Here is an 18,664-nt window from a genome sequence, read left to right on the forward strand (position 1 = left end):
TAATCCCACGTCTGTATCCTCTGCGGATTCGCGTTGTCTAATGTGCTATATTTCACTTCCTTGATCTGCCCTATCGGATCATATTGATATAGATCCCTGACAGATGTGCCATTGTATTCCGTATTAATACGCCGGCCTAGCACGTCATAATCATATTCCTCCCAATACTCAGAGGCATTCCCTTTCTTGTGATTAATAATCGTCACCTGATTCGCTGCGTCATATCCATACTCAGTTGATGTGCCGTTGGACATCGTCCGTTTCACTCTCCGCCCACCGGCATCATAATCGTATATAGCTAAAAATGTTTGTTCTTGAACGTGGTAGACGTAATGCAATTCTCCTTTTATTGTCCAACCGTATGCATATACACCACTTGATGGGGTCACCATCCATTCTACCTGTCCATTAGGAGTATAGCCATACCAGAATTGTCTATATGCGGGATGACTGCCTTCTATTGGCTGCTGGGATTCGAAGGTCTTTTCTCCAGCATCGTTATAGGCCATGTGGACGTCGCTGACGGAGGATTGCACACGTATCAGCCGTCCAGCCGCATCATAAGTCCGCGTCTCATCCGGCGTTGTATCGCTAAAATCAGAGAGGACTAGACGGTGGCGGTTGTCGTAGGTGTAGGTGATCTGGGTGCCGTCGCGTCGAGTAAACTTTATTACGTTCCCGGCTTCATCATAATCCCATTTTTCAAATGTGCCGTCAGGAAAAGTAAGTTGAGACTTTCTACCTGCATTGTTGTAGCTGTAGGTATGAACTTGTCCCTTTGCATCAGTGATGGTGTGAATCGCATCAAGGGGTGTGTAAGTATATGTAGTCGCTTCGTTGTTTTCATTAATTTCTTTAACTTTTCGACCTAAAGAATCGTAATCGAAAGTCTTGACTTTACCATCAGGGCGTGTGATTTTGACCAGATCTCCACGTGCGTTGTATTCGAATTGCGTTTGTCTTCCCAGAGGGTCAATCTCTCGAATTTTAAGGCCGGCCGCGTTGTATAGATACTGAGTTTGATTTCCATTGGGATCAATCACTTTAGCAACCCAGCCTTGAGGATTATAGAAAAACTTTGTAGTAGCTGGTTGAGCTGATTCATGTCCCACGATGCGTTCCTTGATTCGTCCTTCACCTTCGATTATACTATAGACCTTTAAGCCGTTCGGGTAGGTAACCAATCGTGGGATGTCTCCATAATTAGCACAATTACATCCAGTAGAGCCACCACTTCCGGGGACTGCATCATAATCGTAGGAGTAGGATGTAGTGCGTCCGAGCGGGTCAGTCTTCGATTTCAAGCGACCAAACTCATCATAGGTATAGCGCCATTCTTTATTAAGCTCATTCCTTTCTGCAGTCATATAACCCATCGAGCTATAGAAAAATTGTCGCCGCGTAGCATTGTGATAAATCATAGAAGTAATTTTGCCACGGGGATTGTATGAATAAGTCGTCTTATAACCCTTCGGGTCTGTTACGCTTTCAAGAAGCCCAGAAGGATGATAAGTATAGGTCGTCACATGTCCAAGAGGATCGATATCTTTTATCTTTAACTTAGTAGTTGGATGATACTCACTTGTCCAAATTTGACCGGCGCGATCCCGTCGAGTCGCTACTTGACCAGACGAATGATAGGTATATTCCTCGTAAGTGCCGTCAGGATAAATTACCTTCTTTAGCCTTCTCCCGTCTGAGGTGTCTTCGTAAAAATATTGCTTTTGGAAGCCCATCGGGTCTATCTCCTTTTGGGGATAGAACGGAAAATTATCGTCGGTATAGACGGTCTGCGTCTCTCGAGTGTATGTCACACCGTTGAGTGTGCCTGTAAAGGTCGTTTTCTTGATTGCCCCAAAATGAGGTGTGCGCTCGTAGATCGTGGTGCCAGCAGGGGTCGTCACTGTCTTCAACCAACCGCCTCCAGGCTCGTAGGTGTAACTCGTCGTCATGCCATAGACATCTGTGACGGAAGCAATCTGTGCAGAACCCACATAGTAAGTGTATATGCCTTGTCCCCAAGGACTTTGTGTGCCACGCCAGCCTTCTGCTTGATTTACAGTCGTGGGGTTTGTGGGTAACATAATTTCTGCGACTATCTTCTCGTCCCAAGTTTTTTCATATTTAGCAAAGCCTTCCACCCCTTTTCGATGGTATTCATAACGCACTCGCTTCATCTTTCCCTCATAGCGTGGATCGTCTGCAGCAACTAATAACGGGCGATGCCCTACCTCAGAAACGTAGGAATAGTGTGCTTTTATCGTTTTCATCACAGGCCCATTGCCATCGTCCACAAATTCATAGCCGTAATCTACCTCTATCAACGTGGGATATAGCTTCCCTTGAGCACATATATAATTGTATCTATATTTCACCTGACGACCGTCACTGGTGATCACACTTTTGATAAGGCCATTTCCTGGAGCGACAGTGATCTTTGTATTGCCAGAAGGGTTATCATTACTGTTATTACTCGTATTTGAGAAGGGGTCAGCAAGCCAAAGATGACCATTAATAAAAAATTTATATTGGTGATCGCCGGGCGGTATCAAAAACGTGCCTTCCCAACGGTCAGGGGCTACCTTCTCAAGCTCCATAACATTATTTGTCCAATTGTTAAAAGTGCCGAGCAAATTTACTGATTTAGCCGTAGATAAATTCACAGCGCTACCCACGGAATTCACGGAATTCTGAGTAAGCACAAATCGTATTGGAATTTTTCCTGACTCTAAATCCACCCCTCCATATTGAAATGAGAGGAAACGCCCTGTCTGAGCATTGATAACTTGTGTTAACCGATATGGAGGTGACGTTTCATAAATATAGTTAAGCCCATTACCTGCCTTATCCATATGAGCCATTACTCGATATGTATCGTTCCCCAAAAACTTGATTAAATACCGCTCGCCATTAGCTTTATAGAGCATATATAAGGTAGGATCCCCCTTGTAGTTGAATTGAATCCGATCGGGCATGTCACTAATCGAAGTGAGAAAGATGTCCGTCGGAGACTTTCGCTCGAATATTTGACTCATTCCTGCTGAATCAAATACCCTAAGCCGCGGCTGTCCGTTCTTGCTGAAAGCATAAAATATCGGCATGTGAAAGTTATGTTGCCAACTCCCTGATATGCCGAGAGGATAATTAGCCAAATTAAAAGCGTGATAGGCAGCATCCGTCGGATCATTCAATTCACTCTGAGTAAACAAATCATTTCCGTAGCCTTCATCAGAAGTATAATCTTGCGGCTTCTGATAACGGCTATGGCTAGTTCTTTTGAACTCCAACGGAATATCCCCGACCACTCCCCAGACACGAATATCTGTGACCGTACGCATCACATTTCCCGAACGAACCTCGATCGGATTCGGCCCCGTGGTGCCTGCTCCACAAGGCCCATTGTTATTATTGACTGGTTTGGGAGGATTTCCGCATGGATTGGGATTATTCGCGTGAGCATTGTTCGTGATCCCAGTTAAAAACACAGCGATCAGCGAGGCCTTAAAGATATGTTCTAATTTGTTTATAGTTTATATTCATAAGCTAGATTTCCTTTCTATATTAGTTTATTTGTTACTTAAGGCGAGTGAGGAAATGTCCTGTGATTGTGACGTCCTTGACGTTTTAGTTTTGCGTTGAACCTCAAAACGTCTATTCGATATTGAAATGATTTTGTTCTTAGCGGACTTCTTAACTAAATTGCGCATGGGCGAGCTTTCCTTTGTCATAAAACTTGCTTTTCTGACTCTAAACTCGGCATCGTAAGAATTCTGACCTTCAACCTCTAATGGAACCCAAAATTCTATAGACCCCTGTCTACCTTCAGGAGTGGCTAATGTCACCTGATAAAGCCCAGGAGTTAAGCCACACTCGAATGTAAAGCTAAGCTTTCCTGATTGATCTAGCTCGATCCATTGTTGATGGAATTTTCCATTAACTTTGCCTCCATCTATAGCTCCGACGAACGCACCTCCATGTCCACCCCTAGCCGGTAGAAGTTCAGGCCAATCAATAGAAACCTCTATTTTCTGCCCCTCTGCAATCAATAACCTCGGTAGACGACCATTTATAGATTGAAAGTTGGCTGTCCTTCCGTCAGTAACCATCCTAGCAAATCGAGGCCCTTGATTTTTGATGACAGGAACAGGCATAGATTGTTCTAAGATCTTAAACGCCTCAAAGGGATCTTTCCCTGCTATCTTCTCAGCCATCCGTTTTGCTTTTTCATATACATCCGGAAGGGTTGGGGCTGAAGAGACCTCTTCACCTCGCTTACTAGCCAACCTAGATAATGATTTTACCAAGTTTTTACCTAGACTCGATATTTGTCCTGAGACAACTTGAAGAAAGGGTTCTTTTATAGATTCAGATTTAACCATTTGCTCTTCTGAGGTGTTTTCATTATCCGCTCCATAATAATGCAGAATCACAATCAGGGATAAACATCCCAAGGCTATCCCTATCATTATCCATCGATTAATGAGGCCTTTTTTATGAGCTGGGTGTATTGTTTGTTTTTTCATAGGTTTGGGTTTGTAGTTCAGTTTTTAGTCTTTTGTTTGAGGTTTGAAGGTTTTGATGGGAAAGTGTAAAGAGGACTAAACTCAAGCAAAACAGAGTTGCTCCAGACGCTGCTTGCAGATAATGCGTATGGCTTGCCGCAGCAACGTGTTTTTTCTTGACTCTATGATGCGCAACAATGCTGAAGCTTTTACCTTCAGTCTTGAGTCTTAACCTTTATGTCGTGGCGATGAGACGTGCTAAGATTATGATTTCGCAGTGAAAAATCTGAGAACCAGTCACGTCTCAGTGTGAAAATCATGCCGTGGATGATACTTTATGATCGATTTGTTTTGTCAACCAAAAAAAATCACCAAACTATTGGATGACAAGTATTTACTATTTTTTAGTAAAAATCAAGCGCCTTGTATAGATAAGCAAAGAGAAGCCAACGATCGCGGCTTTAGGCTTTAAAACTGGTGTAGAAATAAGGAGGCTTGATGGTTTACAGAAAAATAAAGTCTTGAAAATGATTGCACCTAGCGAGTCATAGATTTTATAAGACTCCTCATCCTTTAACTTTGCAGAGGCTTATAGATTCAAGATTGGAGAGATTAGCACAGAGAATGCTGCTACACAAAAATTTTTTTAAAATTTGGCTAGGATAACTCAGCAATAGTCTATCATAATTTATAACGTGACATACAGCGACTCAACTAGCAGCCCCCAAGATGCAAGGGGGACAAGAACTCAGACTCATTGCACATGAGGTGCAAGAAGAACAGACTGCAGAGAAGGATGCCGAGGGAGTGGCAGAGATGAGCGGTGCTGACAGTGTAGCTCCTGACGATGGGTGGGGCTTGAATTTTGGATAATCAGAAAGTGACGGACCGCAGCAAGCCGTTGATGGAGATCTGAATTGAATTCATTGTTTTTGTCTCTTGTAGAGTCCACATCTGCCTCGTCGAGAAAACAACTTTGCATCCTCAAGAAGGCTAGAAAATTGAGGCTCTACTCGTGGAGCTTATTATCCGTTTCACATGCAACCTGAAACAGTCTGCTACACTGGCTTTTTGAGTGTCTTGAGCGGTCCAACGTAAACAAAGACGCTCAAGCCCCTTGACTTGCTGGGTAACATACATACCTTATGAAAAACCAGTCTCTGACAAAGCATATTTGGCATGCTCTCCGTGATAATTTTTTGCGTGGACTTCTCGTAGTGGTTCCGATCGGTGTAACCTTATGGATCGTTCAATTTGTCTATCAACTCATCAACGAACCTTCCGATCAAGTGTTGCGCTGGCTAATCAGTCATAGTTGGCTTCCCGGGTCTGATTATTTCAGAGAACATCACGGTGGCACCATTCCCGGCGGTGGGTTTTGGGTCACACTGATTTTCGTATTACTTGTGGGGATTGGCGTTGGAAACTTCCTGGGGCGCACCATCGTCAAAGCTGTGGATACGCTATTTTTAAAAATCCCCTTAGTGAAGAGCATTTATCAGGCTCTAAAGCAGACGATGCATGCTGTGCAAGAGATGAGCGGGGAGGGGAGTGCCATGAAGTTTAACCAAATGGTTCTTGTGCCGCTCCTGGAAAATCACGGCACAGCAATCTGTGCAGTAGGATTCGTTACCGGCCGCGTGAAATTGACAGAGGAGGATGAATATTGTTCTGTTTTTTTGCCCAATTCTCCGACGCCAGTCACGGGCTTTACTTTGCTTATTAAAAGGGACGCTCTGATCTGGGAGCATGGGTTAAGCGTAGAGGAAGGATTGAAGTTTATTATTTCGTATGGTTTGGCGACTACCCTTCGGAAAACAACCGACGTAGTGCCTCACGCCGAAAGTTGAAAATCTCCTCAAGCCTCTTTTTTACAAGTAACGGATGGACTATGCGCGAAAACGGATCAAACGGAAGAGCATAGTGCACGATATCGTCCATCTGCGTTTTGTCTGGGGTGATCGGCGTCAAGTGATGCTCATGGTGCCACAATCGGTAAGGACCAAAACGTTGTTCATCCACAAAATAATTTGGCTCTCGCACGTGCGTGATCTCCGTGACCCAAGTCAAGGGAATTCCAAAGAGTGGCGCGACACGGTAGGTAATAATAAGTCCTGGATAAATCTTAGGTGGTGGCTGAGACGTAATTTTGAAAGCCATATCGCGAGGCGTGATTTGCGGAAGGTTGCGCGGATCGGATATAAAATCCCATGCTCGACCCAGCGAAAGAGGAAGTTCTTGAGAAACTTTAAGCACATAGATTTTCATAAGGCCAAGAATTTTAAGGGCTGGGATGCAGCATTTTGCTAATCAAGGTCATTTTTCATAAATTTCAAAATTGAATACATGAACACACTGAGTTTTGCAGATCGAATTCCGCAAGAGACCTGGCAATCCCTACTCAAAGGGATTGAACGAGCAGACCAGATTGATTGCAAGGGGTTGCCTCTGGCTGCTCAAGCCTGGCTGATGAGCGAGCTTGTGAAAAAAAACGTAGCCGGCAAAAAACAGCGCCCTCTTTTTTGGATATGCGAAGATGTGAAAACTCAAGAGGCCCTTGCATCCGATCTCATCTCTTGGGGAGTAGACTGTGTTTTTTATCCGCAGAGCGATTGGAAAGAGGAAATGGGGGTGCCCGACCTACAGATCGAGCTGGAACAGTGGGCAGCGTGGAAGCGATTGATACGCCTCGATGCAGACGTCGGCCTGATCACTCAGGCTTCGTTGAACCAAAAACAGATCGATTTGGAAACTCTACAGCGCCTGGTGATTTGCCTTACACGAGGAGATCGCATTTCGATTGAAAGTTTTATTCAACAACTAATCGATGCCAACCTTTTGCGAGAGCGCAAAGTTTATCAAGTCGGGCATTGGACTCAGAGAGGTGCAATCCTAGACGTCTGGCCATGGGACTCACTACACCCTATTCGGATAGAATGGGAAGATGATACGATAAGCTCGATTCGTTATTTTGATCCTGATCTACAACGCTCGCTCAATCCTATCGATCGAGTCGAGATGTTGATCCACCATCCTTCCCAAGAGCAAGGAATTGCCCCCTCTTTAACCCCTATAGAAACCTTACTCCACTCACTCGTAAAAGAAAAAAAAGCTATCTGGTGCAATCGCTACGACGTCGAGAGCACAACCTATACGTGTGGTATCGAGTGCTTTGAGCACAGTTTCCTTCTTGCAACACGCCCATTCGAGCATGACCAGGTCTTGCAAGTAAACCGTCGCCGACTCTTTTTTACACATTTAAAACACTGGATTGAAACGCATTGGCAGATAGACGTCTGTTGTAACAATGAAGGGGAAGAACAACGCTTGCGCCAAATCATCGAGGAAGAGTTGACCGCCGAAACACTGAAAAAACTGCGTTTCCATCAGATCCCTCTCCTACATGGATTTACCTATCCAGAGGGAAGATGGGTCTTAATTACCGACGCAGAAATTTTCGGGCGATACCAGACGTTGCGTGTCTTAAGAAAAAAGGAACGTCTAGCACGAGTGCGCGGGCAATCGTTAAGTTTTTCTCTGAGCGAGCTGGCACAGGGTGACTACGTGGTGCATCTCCACCATGGAATCGGACGTTATCGTGGATTGCAAACTATCCCCTCAGAAGATTCAAATTCTGGAGAAGAAGCCATCGTCCTAGAGTATGCTGAGGGAGCGAAGCTATACGTTCCCTTAAGTCAATCCTACCTCATTTCGAGATATGTAGGAGTCAATAAAAAAGCTCCCCAACTTGACACCCTCGGCGGAAACCGATGGGAACGCGCTAAAAAGAATGCCGAAAAAGCTATATGGGATTATGCGGCCAAATTATTGAAAATTCAAGCAGAGCGAGAGACCTTGCAGGGGTATGCCTTCCCAGAGGACGATGATTGGCAAAGGGAATTTGAAATGAGTTTTATCTATGAACCGACCCCTGATCAATCCAAGGCTATTGCTGCAACCAAAGCTGACATGCAGTCCACTCGTCCCATGGATCGCTTGATCTGTGGAGATGTAGGTTTCGGAAAAACCGAAGTCGCCATTCGCGCGCTTTTCAAATGCGCCATTTCAGGCAAACAAGCCGCATTCCTCGCTCCTACAACAGTGCTTGCCCAACAACATTATCGCAACCTATGCGAACGCATGGCCGACTATCCCATCAAAATCGAGCTGCTAAATCGCTTCAAAACTCAAAAGGAACAAAAGATCATCATTGAAGCAATTGCAGACGGCAAAGTGGACATTGTTGTCGGCACACATCGTCTGCTCTCCCCTGATGTCCACTTCAAAGACCTCGGCCTAGTCGTGATTGATGAAGAGCAACGATTCGGTGTCATACAAAAAGAAAAATTCAAAGAACGACATCGGCTCGTTCATATTTTAAGTCTTTCTGCCACCCCTATTCCCCGCACGCTTTATCTCTCGCTGGCCGGGGTCAAAGATATGAGCGTGATTGAGACACCACCGGCTAACCGTCTCCCCGTGGAAACTATCATCTGCCCCTATGACGAGCGCATCATCAAGGCTGCCATCGAGCGCGAACTCTCCAGAAACGGCCAAATTTACTTCCTCCATAACCGCATTGGCTCGATCTATACCCTTGCAGACCGTATCCGATCCCTCCTCCCTGAATGTAAAATTGATGTCGGTCACGGAAGGATGCCTAAACACCAACTCGAAGAGGTCATGCAGCGCTTTGTGGATGGGAAAACGGATCTACTACTCGCAACCTCCATCATTGAGAATGGCCTCGATATTCCGAACGCCAACACGATCATCATCGATCGCGCTGATCGTTTCGGTCTTTCAGACCTGTATCAACTCCGGGGACGGGTCGGCCGTGCTCATCATAAAGGCTATGCTTACCTCCTCCTTCCTCGCCATTTGATGAGCGTCACCAACGCAAGAAAAAGAGTCAACGCCCTCCAACAATACTCCAAGCTCGGAGACGGCTTTAAAATTTCAATGCGCGACCTTGAGCTCCGTGGAGCAGGAAATTTACTTGGTGTTGAACAAAGCGGCCACATTTCTACTATCGGCTTTGACCTTTACTGCCGCCTACTAAAAGCCGCTGTCAGCAGCCTAAAAGGTGAACGTCCCGCCTGGCAAAACGAAACACGCTTACGGATCGATTTTATAAGCCTCTCAGAGCCGAGTCATCCTTCCACAGATGGCGTTCATCATGCCTATCTCCCCAAAACTTACTTCCAAGACCAAGAGGGAATCATTGAAAATTATAAACGACTTAACGAAGCCCTCACTCCTAGTGAACTGGATCAACTCTGCGAGGAGTGGCGTGATTGCTACGGCCCTTGGCCTCTCCCCGTCACCCTACTCCTTGAGATACACCATATCCGCATACTCGCTGCGCAAGCTCAAATCTCCCACGTCGAAACGCAAAACAACAAAATCATTCTCAAGCGAAATAACGATTTCATCATGATAGGCGGAAAGTTTCCACGCTTGACCGCCCAAGACCCCCTTCTTAAGTTACAAGAACTCAAAAAATGGATTCGCAGTTTTATACAAAACGAAAAACTACACCCCTCTTCAAGCCACTAATTACGCTGGCCGTGATCGTTGCGGTTCTGAGCGCTTCCCCATCAGTTGCCCAATTGATGGTCAATGGAATTGCGGCGATTGTTAATGACCGAGTGATCACTTTCACAGATGTGCGAAGAATCGCTGATGCCTCGGAAATGATGCTCCGCGAGAATTACAAAGGACCAGATCTCGATAAAAAAATAAAAGAGCTTCGCCTTAGCGCCCTAAAGACACTCATCGACCGAGAACTCATTATTCAAGAATTCAACAAACGCGGCCTAACAATTCCTGACAATTTTATCGAAAACCGTCTCCAACAAATTATCCGCGATAAATTCGGCGGCGACCGCGCTGCTTTCATAAGAACGCTACAAAGCAACAACATGACACTCGAGGCCTACAAACGTGAGCTCCGAGATGAAATCATTGTCGCAGCAATGCGGGCTCGCTACGGTGGAGGCACTCCCGTCATCTCGCCCAAGCGCATCGAGCAGTATTACAAAAACAACATCCACCAATTTAAGACAGACCGCGAAATGCGCATCAGTCTCATCTTCATTCGTCGTGGGCTATTCCCGGAAAAACAAAACCTCCCCGACGGCACTACTCAAGAAATCGATCCCAATCTTGCACTAGCCAACGAAATTCACGACAAATTGGAAACCGGATCGAGTTTTGAAGAGCTCGCCCGCACTTACAGTGAAGCTTCAAGCAAAGACCAAGGTGGCGATATCGGTTGGGTTACTAAAAACACCTTACGCCCTGAGCTCATGGCCGCGGCCAACACCCTATCTAAAGGTCAGATAAGCCCAGTCATCACAACCAACGAAGGCTACTACATCCTCAAGCTCACAGATCTAAAAGCTGAGTCGGTGACTCCGCTTTCCAAGGTTCGTGAGCAAATCCACAATCAACTTCTTCAAGAAGAACAAACCAAAAGAATGCAGGAATGGGTCGATAGCCTTCGAGCCAAGGCATTCATTAAAATGTTTTAGTCTCTAGTCTTATCAGGTGCCTTTCGAAACCCGTGAATTCCATCGGCATCACCCTAGGAGAGCCTGCTGGTATTGGCCCAGAGATAGTTCATAAAGCCTTATCTTCCTCCTCGATTCCCAAAGATTTCCACTACGCAATCTTCGGAGAAACTCATCCTCATAGGCCTGGTGAACTCACACTCGCCTCGGCTCGAGCCGCCTATCAAGCCCTTCAAGAGGCCATACAAGCCTGGAAGACAGGCCAAATCTCAGCCATTGTCACAGCTCCTATCCATAAAAAAAACATGTCCCGCATCGGCTTCTCGTTTCCAGGCCACACCGAATTCTTCTCTCATGCCTGCGGCTTACCATTGGACTCTGCCGTCATGGTCATGCATGACCCAAAGCTCAGTGTAGCGCTCCTTTCCGCACACATTCCTCTCTCAGAAGCACCGCGATTTTACACCAAAAAACGAATCCAGCAGGTAGCGAAAGTTTACTCCCAATTTCTCGCCTCCTTTTATCCGAATGGTTACCAAATCGCTTTAGCTGGGCTCAATCCTCATGCTGGAGAAGAAGGCTATATAGGCTACGAGGAAGTGATCGCTCAAAGTGCTATTTCAGAGCTACAAGCCGAGGGCATACCTATTTCTGGCCCATACTCGCCCGACACCCTCTACTACCGAGCAGCCCGTGGAGATTTTCAAGGCATCATCGCTGCCTACCACGATCAAGCGCTCATCCCTTTCAAACTCCTAGCTTTCAGCACAGGAGTCAACGTCACTCTCGGACTTCCACTCATTCGCACCTCCCCAGACCACGGCACCGCCCTCGACATCGCAGGCAAAAACATCGCCGACCCCTCAAGCATGATCGCCGCTATTCAACTTGCTTGCCACCTGGTGCGCACATCATTAAACAATACCCCCGTAAATCGCTCCTAATCTTACATCATGAACGTCACTGATCTTCGCGGCATTCTCACATATATCCCGCAGTTCCGTGAAAAAACCTTCGTCATCGCAATGGACGGTATCATCGCGGCACATGAAAACTTCACCAACATCGTCCTCGATTTAGCTGTCCTCCGCAGCTTGAACATTAAACTCATCCTCGTCCACGGCATCTCGCACCAATTGAAACAAATCGCACAAGCCACAGGCACAACCATCTCCAATGCAGACGGCACCGGCATTACCGATGCTACAACACTCGATCTAGCGATCACCGCTGCCAATCGCCTCACCCACGAAATCCTCGAAGGCCTCGCCTCCTCCGACCTCCGCGCCGCTAACACCAACGCCGTGATCGCCCACCCCCTTGGCATCATCAGCGGAGTCGATCACCAATACACAGGCAAAGTCGAACGCATAGACCTTGAATACATCACGACGCTCCTCGACAAAGGCATCATTCCCGTCCTACCTCCACTAGGATTCGATGGCGATGGACGCACCTTCCGCGTCAACTCCGACAGCGTCGCCCTCAGTGTGGCTGAATCGCTCAAAGCGACCAAAATCATATTCCTCACAGAGCACAACGGCCTCTACAAACAAGATAAACTCATCACCCAGATGTCCATTGCCGAAGCGGAAGAATACGCCAAAAAATATAAAAACGAAATTCCACAGGCGCTCGTCTCTAAACTCGATCACTCAATACGCGCCTGCCGCAACGGCGTCAGCCGCTCCCACATCATCAATGGCCGCGTAGATGAAGCCCTCCTCAGTGAAATTTTCTCCGCTGAAGGAGTCGGCACCATGATTTATGCCAACGAATATGCCGCCATCCGGCGCGCCCTTAAAAAGGATATCCGCAGCATACTCAGTCTGGTCCGCGAATCCGTCCAAGCCGAAGAACTTATTAAACGTTCCAAACAAGACATCCTCCAAAAAATCTCAGACTACTACGTCTATGAAATCGACCGTAACATCGTCGGTTGCGTTGCTCTACACCCTTACCCGAACGACAACAAAGCCGAAATGGCATGCCTCTACGTCTCTCGATCCCACGAAAATCAAGGCATTGGAAAGAAACTTATGCTTTTCGTCGAAAACCTCGCCCGAGAGCGCGGTTACAAACAAATTTTCGCTCTTTCAACACAGGCCTTCAATTACTTCCAACAAAAAGGCGGTTACCTTGAAGCCACACCCGATATCCTCCCTGAAGCACGACGCGAAAAATACGACAGCAGCAAACGTAATTCCAAAGTCCTCGTCAAAAATTTGACCTCATAAACTTTTCTTATCTATCAACTATTCATGGCCATAAAAGATACCCTTCTCCTTCCCACCACGGCTTTCCCGATGAAAGCCGATCTACCTAAGCGCGAACCCCAAATTCTCGCTCGGTGGCAGAAAGAAAACATCTATTCCCGAATCCAAGAAGCGCGCCGCGGCGCTCCCCTCTTCATTCTTCACGATGGCCCGCCTTTTGCTAACGGCGATGCCCATCTCGGCCATGCCCTTAATCGCACCCTCAAAGACATCGTCCTCAAATCCAAAACGATGGCCGGCTTCTCTACACCCTTCATCCCAGGTTGGGACTGCCACGGTCTTCCCATTGAACACAAAATGATCAAAGAAGCCGGCGAGCAATCTAGCGATCCTCTGATCATCCGCCAAAAAAGCGAAGCTTACGCTCGGCGGTATATCTCCATTCAACGCAGTCAGTTTGAACGCCTCGGCGCATTTGCAGACTGGCAAAATCCCTACCTCACTATTGACCCTCGCTACGAAGCTCAAATTCTACGCACCCTCGCTGATCTTTTAGAAAAAAACCTCATCTATCAAGGATACCGCCCCGTCCACTGGAGCACCGGCTGTCAGACTGCACTAGCTGAAGCTGAAATCGAATATACCCCGAAAGAAGATCTCTCTATCTACGTCCGCTTCCCTCTCACATCCGACTCAGCTAAAAAACTTCAACTCCCAGAAGACACATCCCTGCTCATCTGGACCACGACACCTTGGACTTTGCCAGCCAACCTCGCCGTAGCCGTAGCTCCACACCTTGCTTACCAAGCGTTTTCAACTGGCCAAGGGGCTATCATTGCCCTCGCGACTCTTGCTCCTCGAATCCCCCACCTCAGCACGGCTCGACCAATCAGTGCCCCAATCTTAGGTCAAGATCTCGAAGGCCTCACTTATCATCACCCCCTCCTTCCTCGCGCAGGTAAAATTTATACCGCCGCATTTGTTACCGACGACACGGGCACAGGTCTTGTTCATATTGCACCGGGACATGGCATGGACGACTATCACCTTGGCCAACAACACGGCCTGCCTCTCCTTTCCCCTGTGGATGAAAACGGCCGCCTCACCGCAGAAGCACAGATTCCAGAAGTTATCGGCCGATACGTTTTCGATGCCAACCCCACCATCCGTGATCTCCTCAGCCAGCGCGGTTTACTCTGGGCTGAGGAAACTTATCTCCACGATTATCCACACTGTTGGCGATCGAAGACACCTGTGATCTTCCGCGCTGTCAAGCAGTGGTTTATCCGCGTTGAGGCAATCAAACCTAAAGCTTTAGATTCCATTGAGCGCGTCCAATGGATTCCGAGTTGGGGACGCAATCGCATCCGTGCCGCTGTAGAATCTCGAGCTGATTGGTGTATCTCGCGTCAACGCACGTGGGGTGTTCCGCTCCCTGTTTTTTATGATGCTCAAGACCAGCCCGTGTGGTCTCCCGAAAGCGTTAGAAGGCTGGCTGATCTCGTGGAAAAACATGGGACAAATATTTGGTTTGAATGGTCTTCCGACCAGCTATCTGACGCTCTAGGCCTTCCTCAAGGTCTGAAAAAATCCCTCGATACCATCGACGTCTGGATCGACTCTGGCTGCAGTTGGCGCGCCGTTCTTCACCCGCAGCTTTTTCCTGCTGATCTTTACCTTGAAGGCAGCGATCAACATCGCGGTTGGTTTCAATCCTCTCTACTGCTTTCCGTGGCGATAACAGGTCAAGCGCCGTTTCGCAAGGTGCTCACCAGTGGATTCGTCGTAGACCTCGACGGAAAGAAACTTTCAAAATCCTCGACCTATCAGAAACCCGTTGACCTCCTAAGTCTCGTCAACCAATACGGCGCGGACATCCTCCGCCTGTGGGTCGCCAGTGAGGAATACCGCGAGAACGTTCCTTATTCAGAGGAAATTTTCAAACACGTCTCGGATACCTACCGCACCTTTCGCAACACAATACGGATTCTTCTGGCCAACTTAAACGGCTTCAATCCAGAGGCGCACAGCGTGCCCTACAACGAATGGCCTGAGCTCGAGCGTTATCTTTTCATGGAGCTGCAGACCGTCATCCAGACTTGTCGCGAGGCTTATGAGACGTTCGCTTTTCATCGCGTCTATCACACGCTGAATCAATTTTGCGTCACGCGTCTCTCCAGTCTCTACATCGACGTCCGAAAGGACCGCATGTATTGCGACGGTGAAACCAATCGCGCTCGTCGTGCTGCACAGACATTGATGTATCGTTGTCTAGACGCTTTATTGAAGCTTTTGGCTCCGATTATTCCTTTTACCACGGAAGAGGCTTGGTCGCACCTAGGGCACCCTGATTCAATCCACATTTCACTTTTCCCCGCAGTGGAGCAGATCCCAGAGTCAACGACTATCAGGCGACGATGGGAGAAACTTCTCGCGTTGAGAGACCGCGCTCTTGTCGCGCTCGAAGCGGCCCGACAGGCTAAACAAATTGGTAAAAGTTTAGAAACGCGTCTAGAAATCGTGACGAATGATTTTTCAGATGCGGATGCGGAATTGTTAGCCGAAATTTGTATCGTATCGCAAGTGGATTTGCACTCGGGCTCGGAGGAAACCATCTCCGTCCACCCTGCTCGAGGCACTAAATGTGAGCGTTGCTGGAAGTATGATGAAAGTGTCGGCACACACACAGATTATCCGACACTGTGCACCCGATGTGCGACAGTCGTCCGCGCCCTCCGAAGTGCCTAGGTCCGAATTTGGCCTTTACCGCGGATGAGGTATTTATAAGAGGTGAGCTCGGGGAGCGCCATAGGCCCGCGCGCGTGGATTTTATCGGTGCTGATACCGATCTCAGCGCCGAAGCCGAATTGGCCGCCATCAGTGAAACGCGTCGAGGCATTCCAATAGACAGTGGCGGAGTCTACTTCGTTTAAGAATTGCTCAGCTACCTGAGTATCCTCTGTGATAATCCCGTCGGAGTGATGCGAGCCGTAGGTTTCAATGTGCTCAATAGCCGCTTGCAAGCCGGAAACTACTCGCACCGCAAGGGTGAGGGAGAGAAATTCCGTTCGCCAAGTCTCTTCCATCGCAGATTCAAACTGTATCGAGCACGATTTTGCATGAGGCGATTCGTGCCACATTTTTTCGACTTCTGGCGTTGTCACGATTTTAACGTTGCGCTCAGCTAATGCTTGAAAAAGCAGGGGAATGGCTTGCCCTGCGATGGCTTCATCTATCAAGACTGTCTCGACAGCATTACAGACAGCAGGTTTTTGCGTCTTGGCGTTCAAAATAATTTGCTTAGCCATTTCGAGATCAGCAGCAGCATGCACGTATAGGATGCAAATCCCCTCGTAGTGCTTAATTACAGGCACGCGGGCGTTCTCCATGACTGTGCGGATTAGGCCTTTTCCTCCTCGTGGAATCAGAAGATCGAGTGAACCTTCAGCCTGCGCCATGGCTATGATTGCCGCGCGGTCAGTTGTGGGGATAAATTGCACAATCTCCGCTGCCGTAGATGAATGTGCTCGTGCTAGGCCGTCGCGCATAGCTTCGACCAGAGCCTGATTAGAATGAAATGCCTCTGATCCGCCTCGGAGTATGACGGCGTTGCCCGTCTTGAGACAAAGGATCGAAGCATCTACGGTGACATTCGGGCGCGACTCATAAATGATGCCGATATTACCGATTGGGACACGTTTCTTCTGGATGTGGAGGCCGTTGGGAAGGGTCCATTCACTTAAAATTTCCCCCAGCGGATTAGGAAGCTGTGCGACTTGTCGAACGCCTTGAACCATCTCTTGAAAAATGTTTTCCTTCAACCGTAGGCGATCCAGCATGGCTGGCGCTAATCCTGCTGCTTCTGCATGGGCAAGGTCTTTTTGATTGGCCTGGTGAATCTGCTCTCGACGTTCTTCAATTGCTTGAGCGATGGCATGTAGAAGGCGGTTGTAAAGGTCGGGATCGGCTGCGTATTGAGCAGCTAGGGTGCGCGCTGCGTGACGGGCGTTATGGGCTTTTTCAGCGATGAGGTTTGCTAGGGATTTCATGGGGATGATTTGTTGCTGGAGGTTTTAGTGGTGGATTGGATCAATGTGCCGATGGATCGGCCTCGAGCAAGCTGGATCAAGACGTCTGGCGTGCGACCGTTGGCGATCCGTGTAGGGATGCCGGCTTCCTGCGCAATCCGAGCGGCGAGGAGCTTGGTTGTCATTCCTCCGACAGAGCGAGTGTGAGGGGTGTTGCCAGCCATCGCTTCTACTTTGGGCGTGATCTGAGTTAGCCGACGGATGAGTTGCCCAGTTCCATTAGGTTTAGAATAAAGACCGTCTACCGTGGTAAGCAGAACTAGTAAGTCTGCCGGAATCATGGCGGCGACATGGGCAGAGAGGCGGTCGTTATCGCCGAATTTGATTTCTTCGTAGGAGACAACATCGTTTTCGTTGATGATGGGGATGATGTTAGGCAGCGAGAGAAGGTAAAGGAGCGTCTTGCGAGTATTGGTATAAAGCTGTCGGCTATCGAGATCGAGATAGGTGAGGAGAATTTGTGCAATGTGGAGGTTGTGGGTTCGGAAAGCTGTCTCGTAGTGATGCATGAGGAGGGGTTGACCGATAGCCGCGCAAGATTGGAGTTGCTCAATGATTGTGGGGCGTTTTTTGAGATTGAGCGTCGTCATTCCTGCACCGATGGCTCCTGATGTAACCAAGATTGGATGGATGCGCATGGAGCGTTTAAGAATGGCGATTTGACGGCTCAGGGTGTGGATCTGATCGAGGTCGAGCTGGCCGTTTGGAAGGGAAAGTATGCCGGTGCCGAGCTTGATAACCCAAGTCTTGGGGAGACGTGTTGTGCGTGACATCCGTGAAAAGTTGCCTAATTTGCCCTGCGGATACAATACCGTTATGATGCGTCGATCTCTGCTGTGGGGACTGATGGCGCTTTTTTTGTGGAGCGGGGTGATGACTTCTCCCGCTACCATGGAAGGTCAACCTCAAGCCAAGCTTCAAACGATTAAATTAAGGGTAGGGCAAGCACCTCTCATTACAGCGGAAGTGGCGCGAAGGCCGGGTGAAATGGCGATGGGGTTGATGTTTCGAAAAAGTCTCGGGGATAATGAGGGGATGCTTTTTGTCTTCGGACAAGAGCGCCGAGCGTCATTCTGGATGGCAAACACTTACATTCCACTGACGGTAGCTTACTTAGATCGTGAAGGAGTAATACTAGAGCTGCACGATTTGAAACCCTTGGACATGACGCCTGTCGTGAGTAAAAGCGATCGAGTCGCTTTCGCATTGGAAATGAATAGGGGGTGGTTTGCCTTGAACGGCGTGAAAGTCGGTGATCGGATTGTGCCGGAGGGCACCACGTGGGCACGCTTAAAGGCACCTCTGCCGAGGCAACGGCAGTTTGACCGTTAATCCTATCTGCA

13 protein-coding genes are annotated in these 18,664 nt (G+C 48.0%); 8 read left to right on the forward strand and 5 right to left on the reverse strand.

From position 1 onward, the window contains the following. Together NZM04_04960 and NZM04_04965 are read right to left on the reverse strand one after the other, a co-directional pair. Positions 1–3,485, reverse strand: a 3,485-nt coding sequence (locus NZM04_04960) for a hypothetical protein (protein ID MCS7063384.1), incomplete at its 3' end; no start/stop codon positions are given. Between the two features lie 81 nt (positions 3,486–3,566). Further along, positions 3,567–4,523, reverse strand: a complete 957-nt coding sequence (locus NZM04_04965) for a hypothetical protein (protein MCS7063385.1) — start codon at positions 4,521–4,523, stop codon at positions 3,567–3,569. Between the two features lie 708 nt (positions 4,524–5,231). On the opposite strand from NZM04_04965, the gene NZM04_04970 reads away from it, so the two are divergent. Together NZM04_04970 and NZM04_04975 are read left to right on the forward strand one after the other, a co-directional pair. After that, entirely contained in the window at positions 5,232–5,375 is a 144-nt protein-coding gene (locus NZM04_04970) for a hypothetical protein (protein ID MCS7063386.1), read from the forward strand. Positions 5,376–5,647: 272 nt separating this feature from the next. Next, on the forward strand, positions 5,648–6,352 hold the full coding sequence (locus tag NZM04_04975) for a DUF502 domain-containing protein (protein ID MCS7063387.1): 705 nt from the start codon (positions 5,648–5,650) through the stop codon (positions 6,350–6,352). Here NZM04_04975 and NZM04_04980 read toward each other — a convergent pair. Then, positions 6,306–6,770 carry an SRPBCC family protein gene (locus tag NZM04_04980; protein MCS7063388.1) on the reverse strand — a complete coding sequence of 155 codons (465 nt, stop codon included), beginning with the start codon at positions 6,768–6,770 and terminating at the stop codon, positions 6,306–6,308. The genes NZM04_04975 and NZM04_04980 overlap by 47 nt on opposite strands. Positions 6,771–6,848: 78 nt before the next feature. On the opposite strand from NZM04_04980, the gene mfd reads away from it, so the two are divergent. Genes mfd through ileS form a run of 5 tightly spaced genes read left to right on the forward strand, consistent with a single transcriptional unit; the run spans position 6,849 to position 15,981 of the window. Next, complete coding sequence (mfd, locus tag NZM04_04985) at positions 6,849–10,061, forward strand: transcription-repair coupling factor (protein MCS7063389.1); 3,213 nt, start codon at positions 6,849–6,851, stop codon at positions 10,059–10,061. Beyond that, the gene (locus tag NZM04_04990; protein ID MCS7063390.1) at positions 10,007–11,038 is read left to right on the forward strand and encodes a peptidylprolyl isomerase; all 1,032 of its coding nucleotides are present in this window, start codon (positions 10,007–10,009) and stop codon (positions 11,036–11,038) included. Before mfd ends, NZM04_04990 begins: the two co-directional genes overlap by 55 nt. 32 nt (positions 11,039–11,070) lie before the next feature. Further along, positions 11,071–11,961, forward strand: coding sequence for a 4-hydroxythreonine-4-phosphate dehydrogenase PdxA (pdxA, locus tag NZM04_04995; GenBank protein MCS7063391.1), 891 nt, complete (start codon positions 11,071–11,073; stop codon positions 11,959–11,961). Between the two features lie 9 nt (positions 11,962–11,970). Continuing rightward, positions 11,971–13,254 carry an amino-acid N-acetyltransferase gene (gene argA / locus NZM04_05000; protein ID MCS7063392.1) on the forward strand — a complete coding sequence of 428 codons (1,284 nt, stop codon included), beginning with the start codon at positions 11,971–11,973 and terminating at the stop codon, positions 13,252–13,254. A 24-nt stretch (positions 13,255–13,278) separates the two neighbouring features. Next, on the forward strand, positions 13,279–15,981 hold the full coding sequence (gene ileS / locus NZM04_05005) for an isoleucine--tRNA ligase (protein ID MCS7063393.1): 2,703 nt from the start codon (positions 13,279–13,281) through the stop codon (positions 15,979–15,981). Here ileS and NZM04_05010 read toward each other — a convergent pair. Next, entirely contained in the window at positions 15,978–17,282 is a 1,305-nt protein-coding gene (locus tag NZM04_05010) for a glutamate-5-semialdehyde dehydrogenase (protein MCS7063394.1), read from the reverse strand. The two genes, ileS and NZM04_05010, sit on opposite strands and share 4 nt — an antisense overlap. Next, positions 17,279–18,094, reverse strand: coding sequence for a glutamate 5-kinase (gene proB, locus NZM04_05015; protein MCS7063395.1), 816 nt, complete (start codon positions 18,092–18,094; stop codon positions 17,279–17,281). The genes NZM04_05010 and proB overlap by 4 nt, the downstream gene beginning before the upstream one ends. Positions 18,095–18,137: 43 nt before the next feature. On the opposite strand from proB, the gene NZM04_05020 reads away from it, so the two are divergent. Next, positions 18,138–18,653, forward strand: coding sequence for a DUF192 domain-containing protein (locus NZM04_05020; protein ID MCS7063396.1), 516 nt, complete (start codon positions 18,138–18,140; stop codon positions 18,651–18,653). Positions 18,654–18,664 lie beyond the last annotated feature (11 nt).

Source organism: Candidatus Methylacidiphilales bacterium, assembly GCA_025056655.1.
In the GTDB taxonomy this organism is placed as follows: domain Bacteria; phylum Verrucomicrobiota; class Verrucomicrobiia; order Methylacidiphilales; family JANWVL01; genus JANWVL01.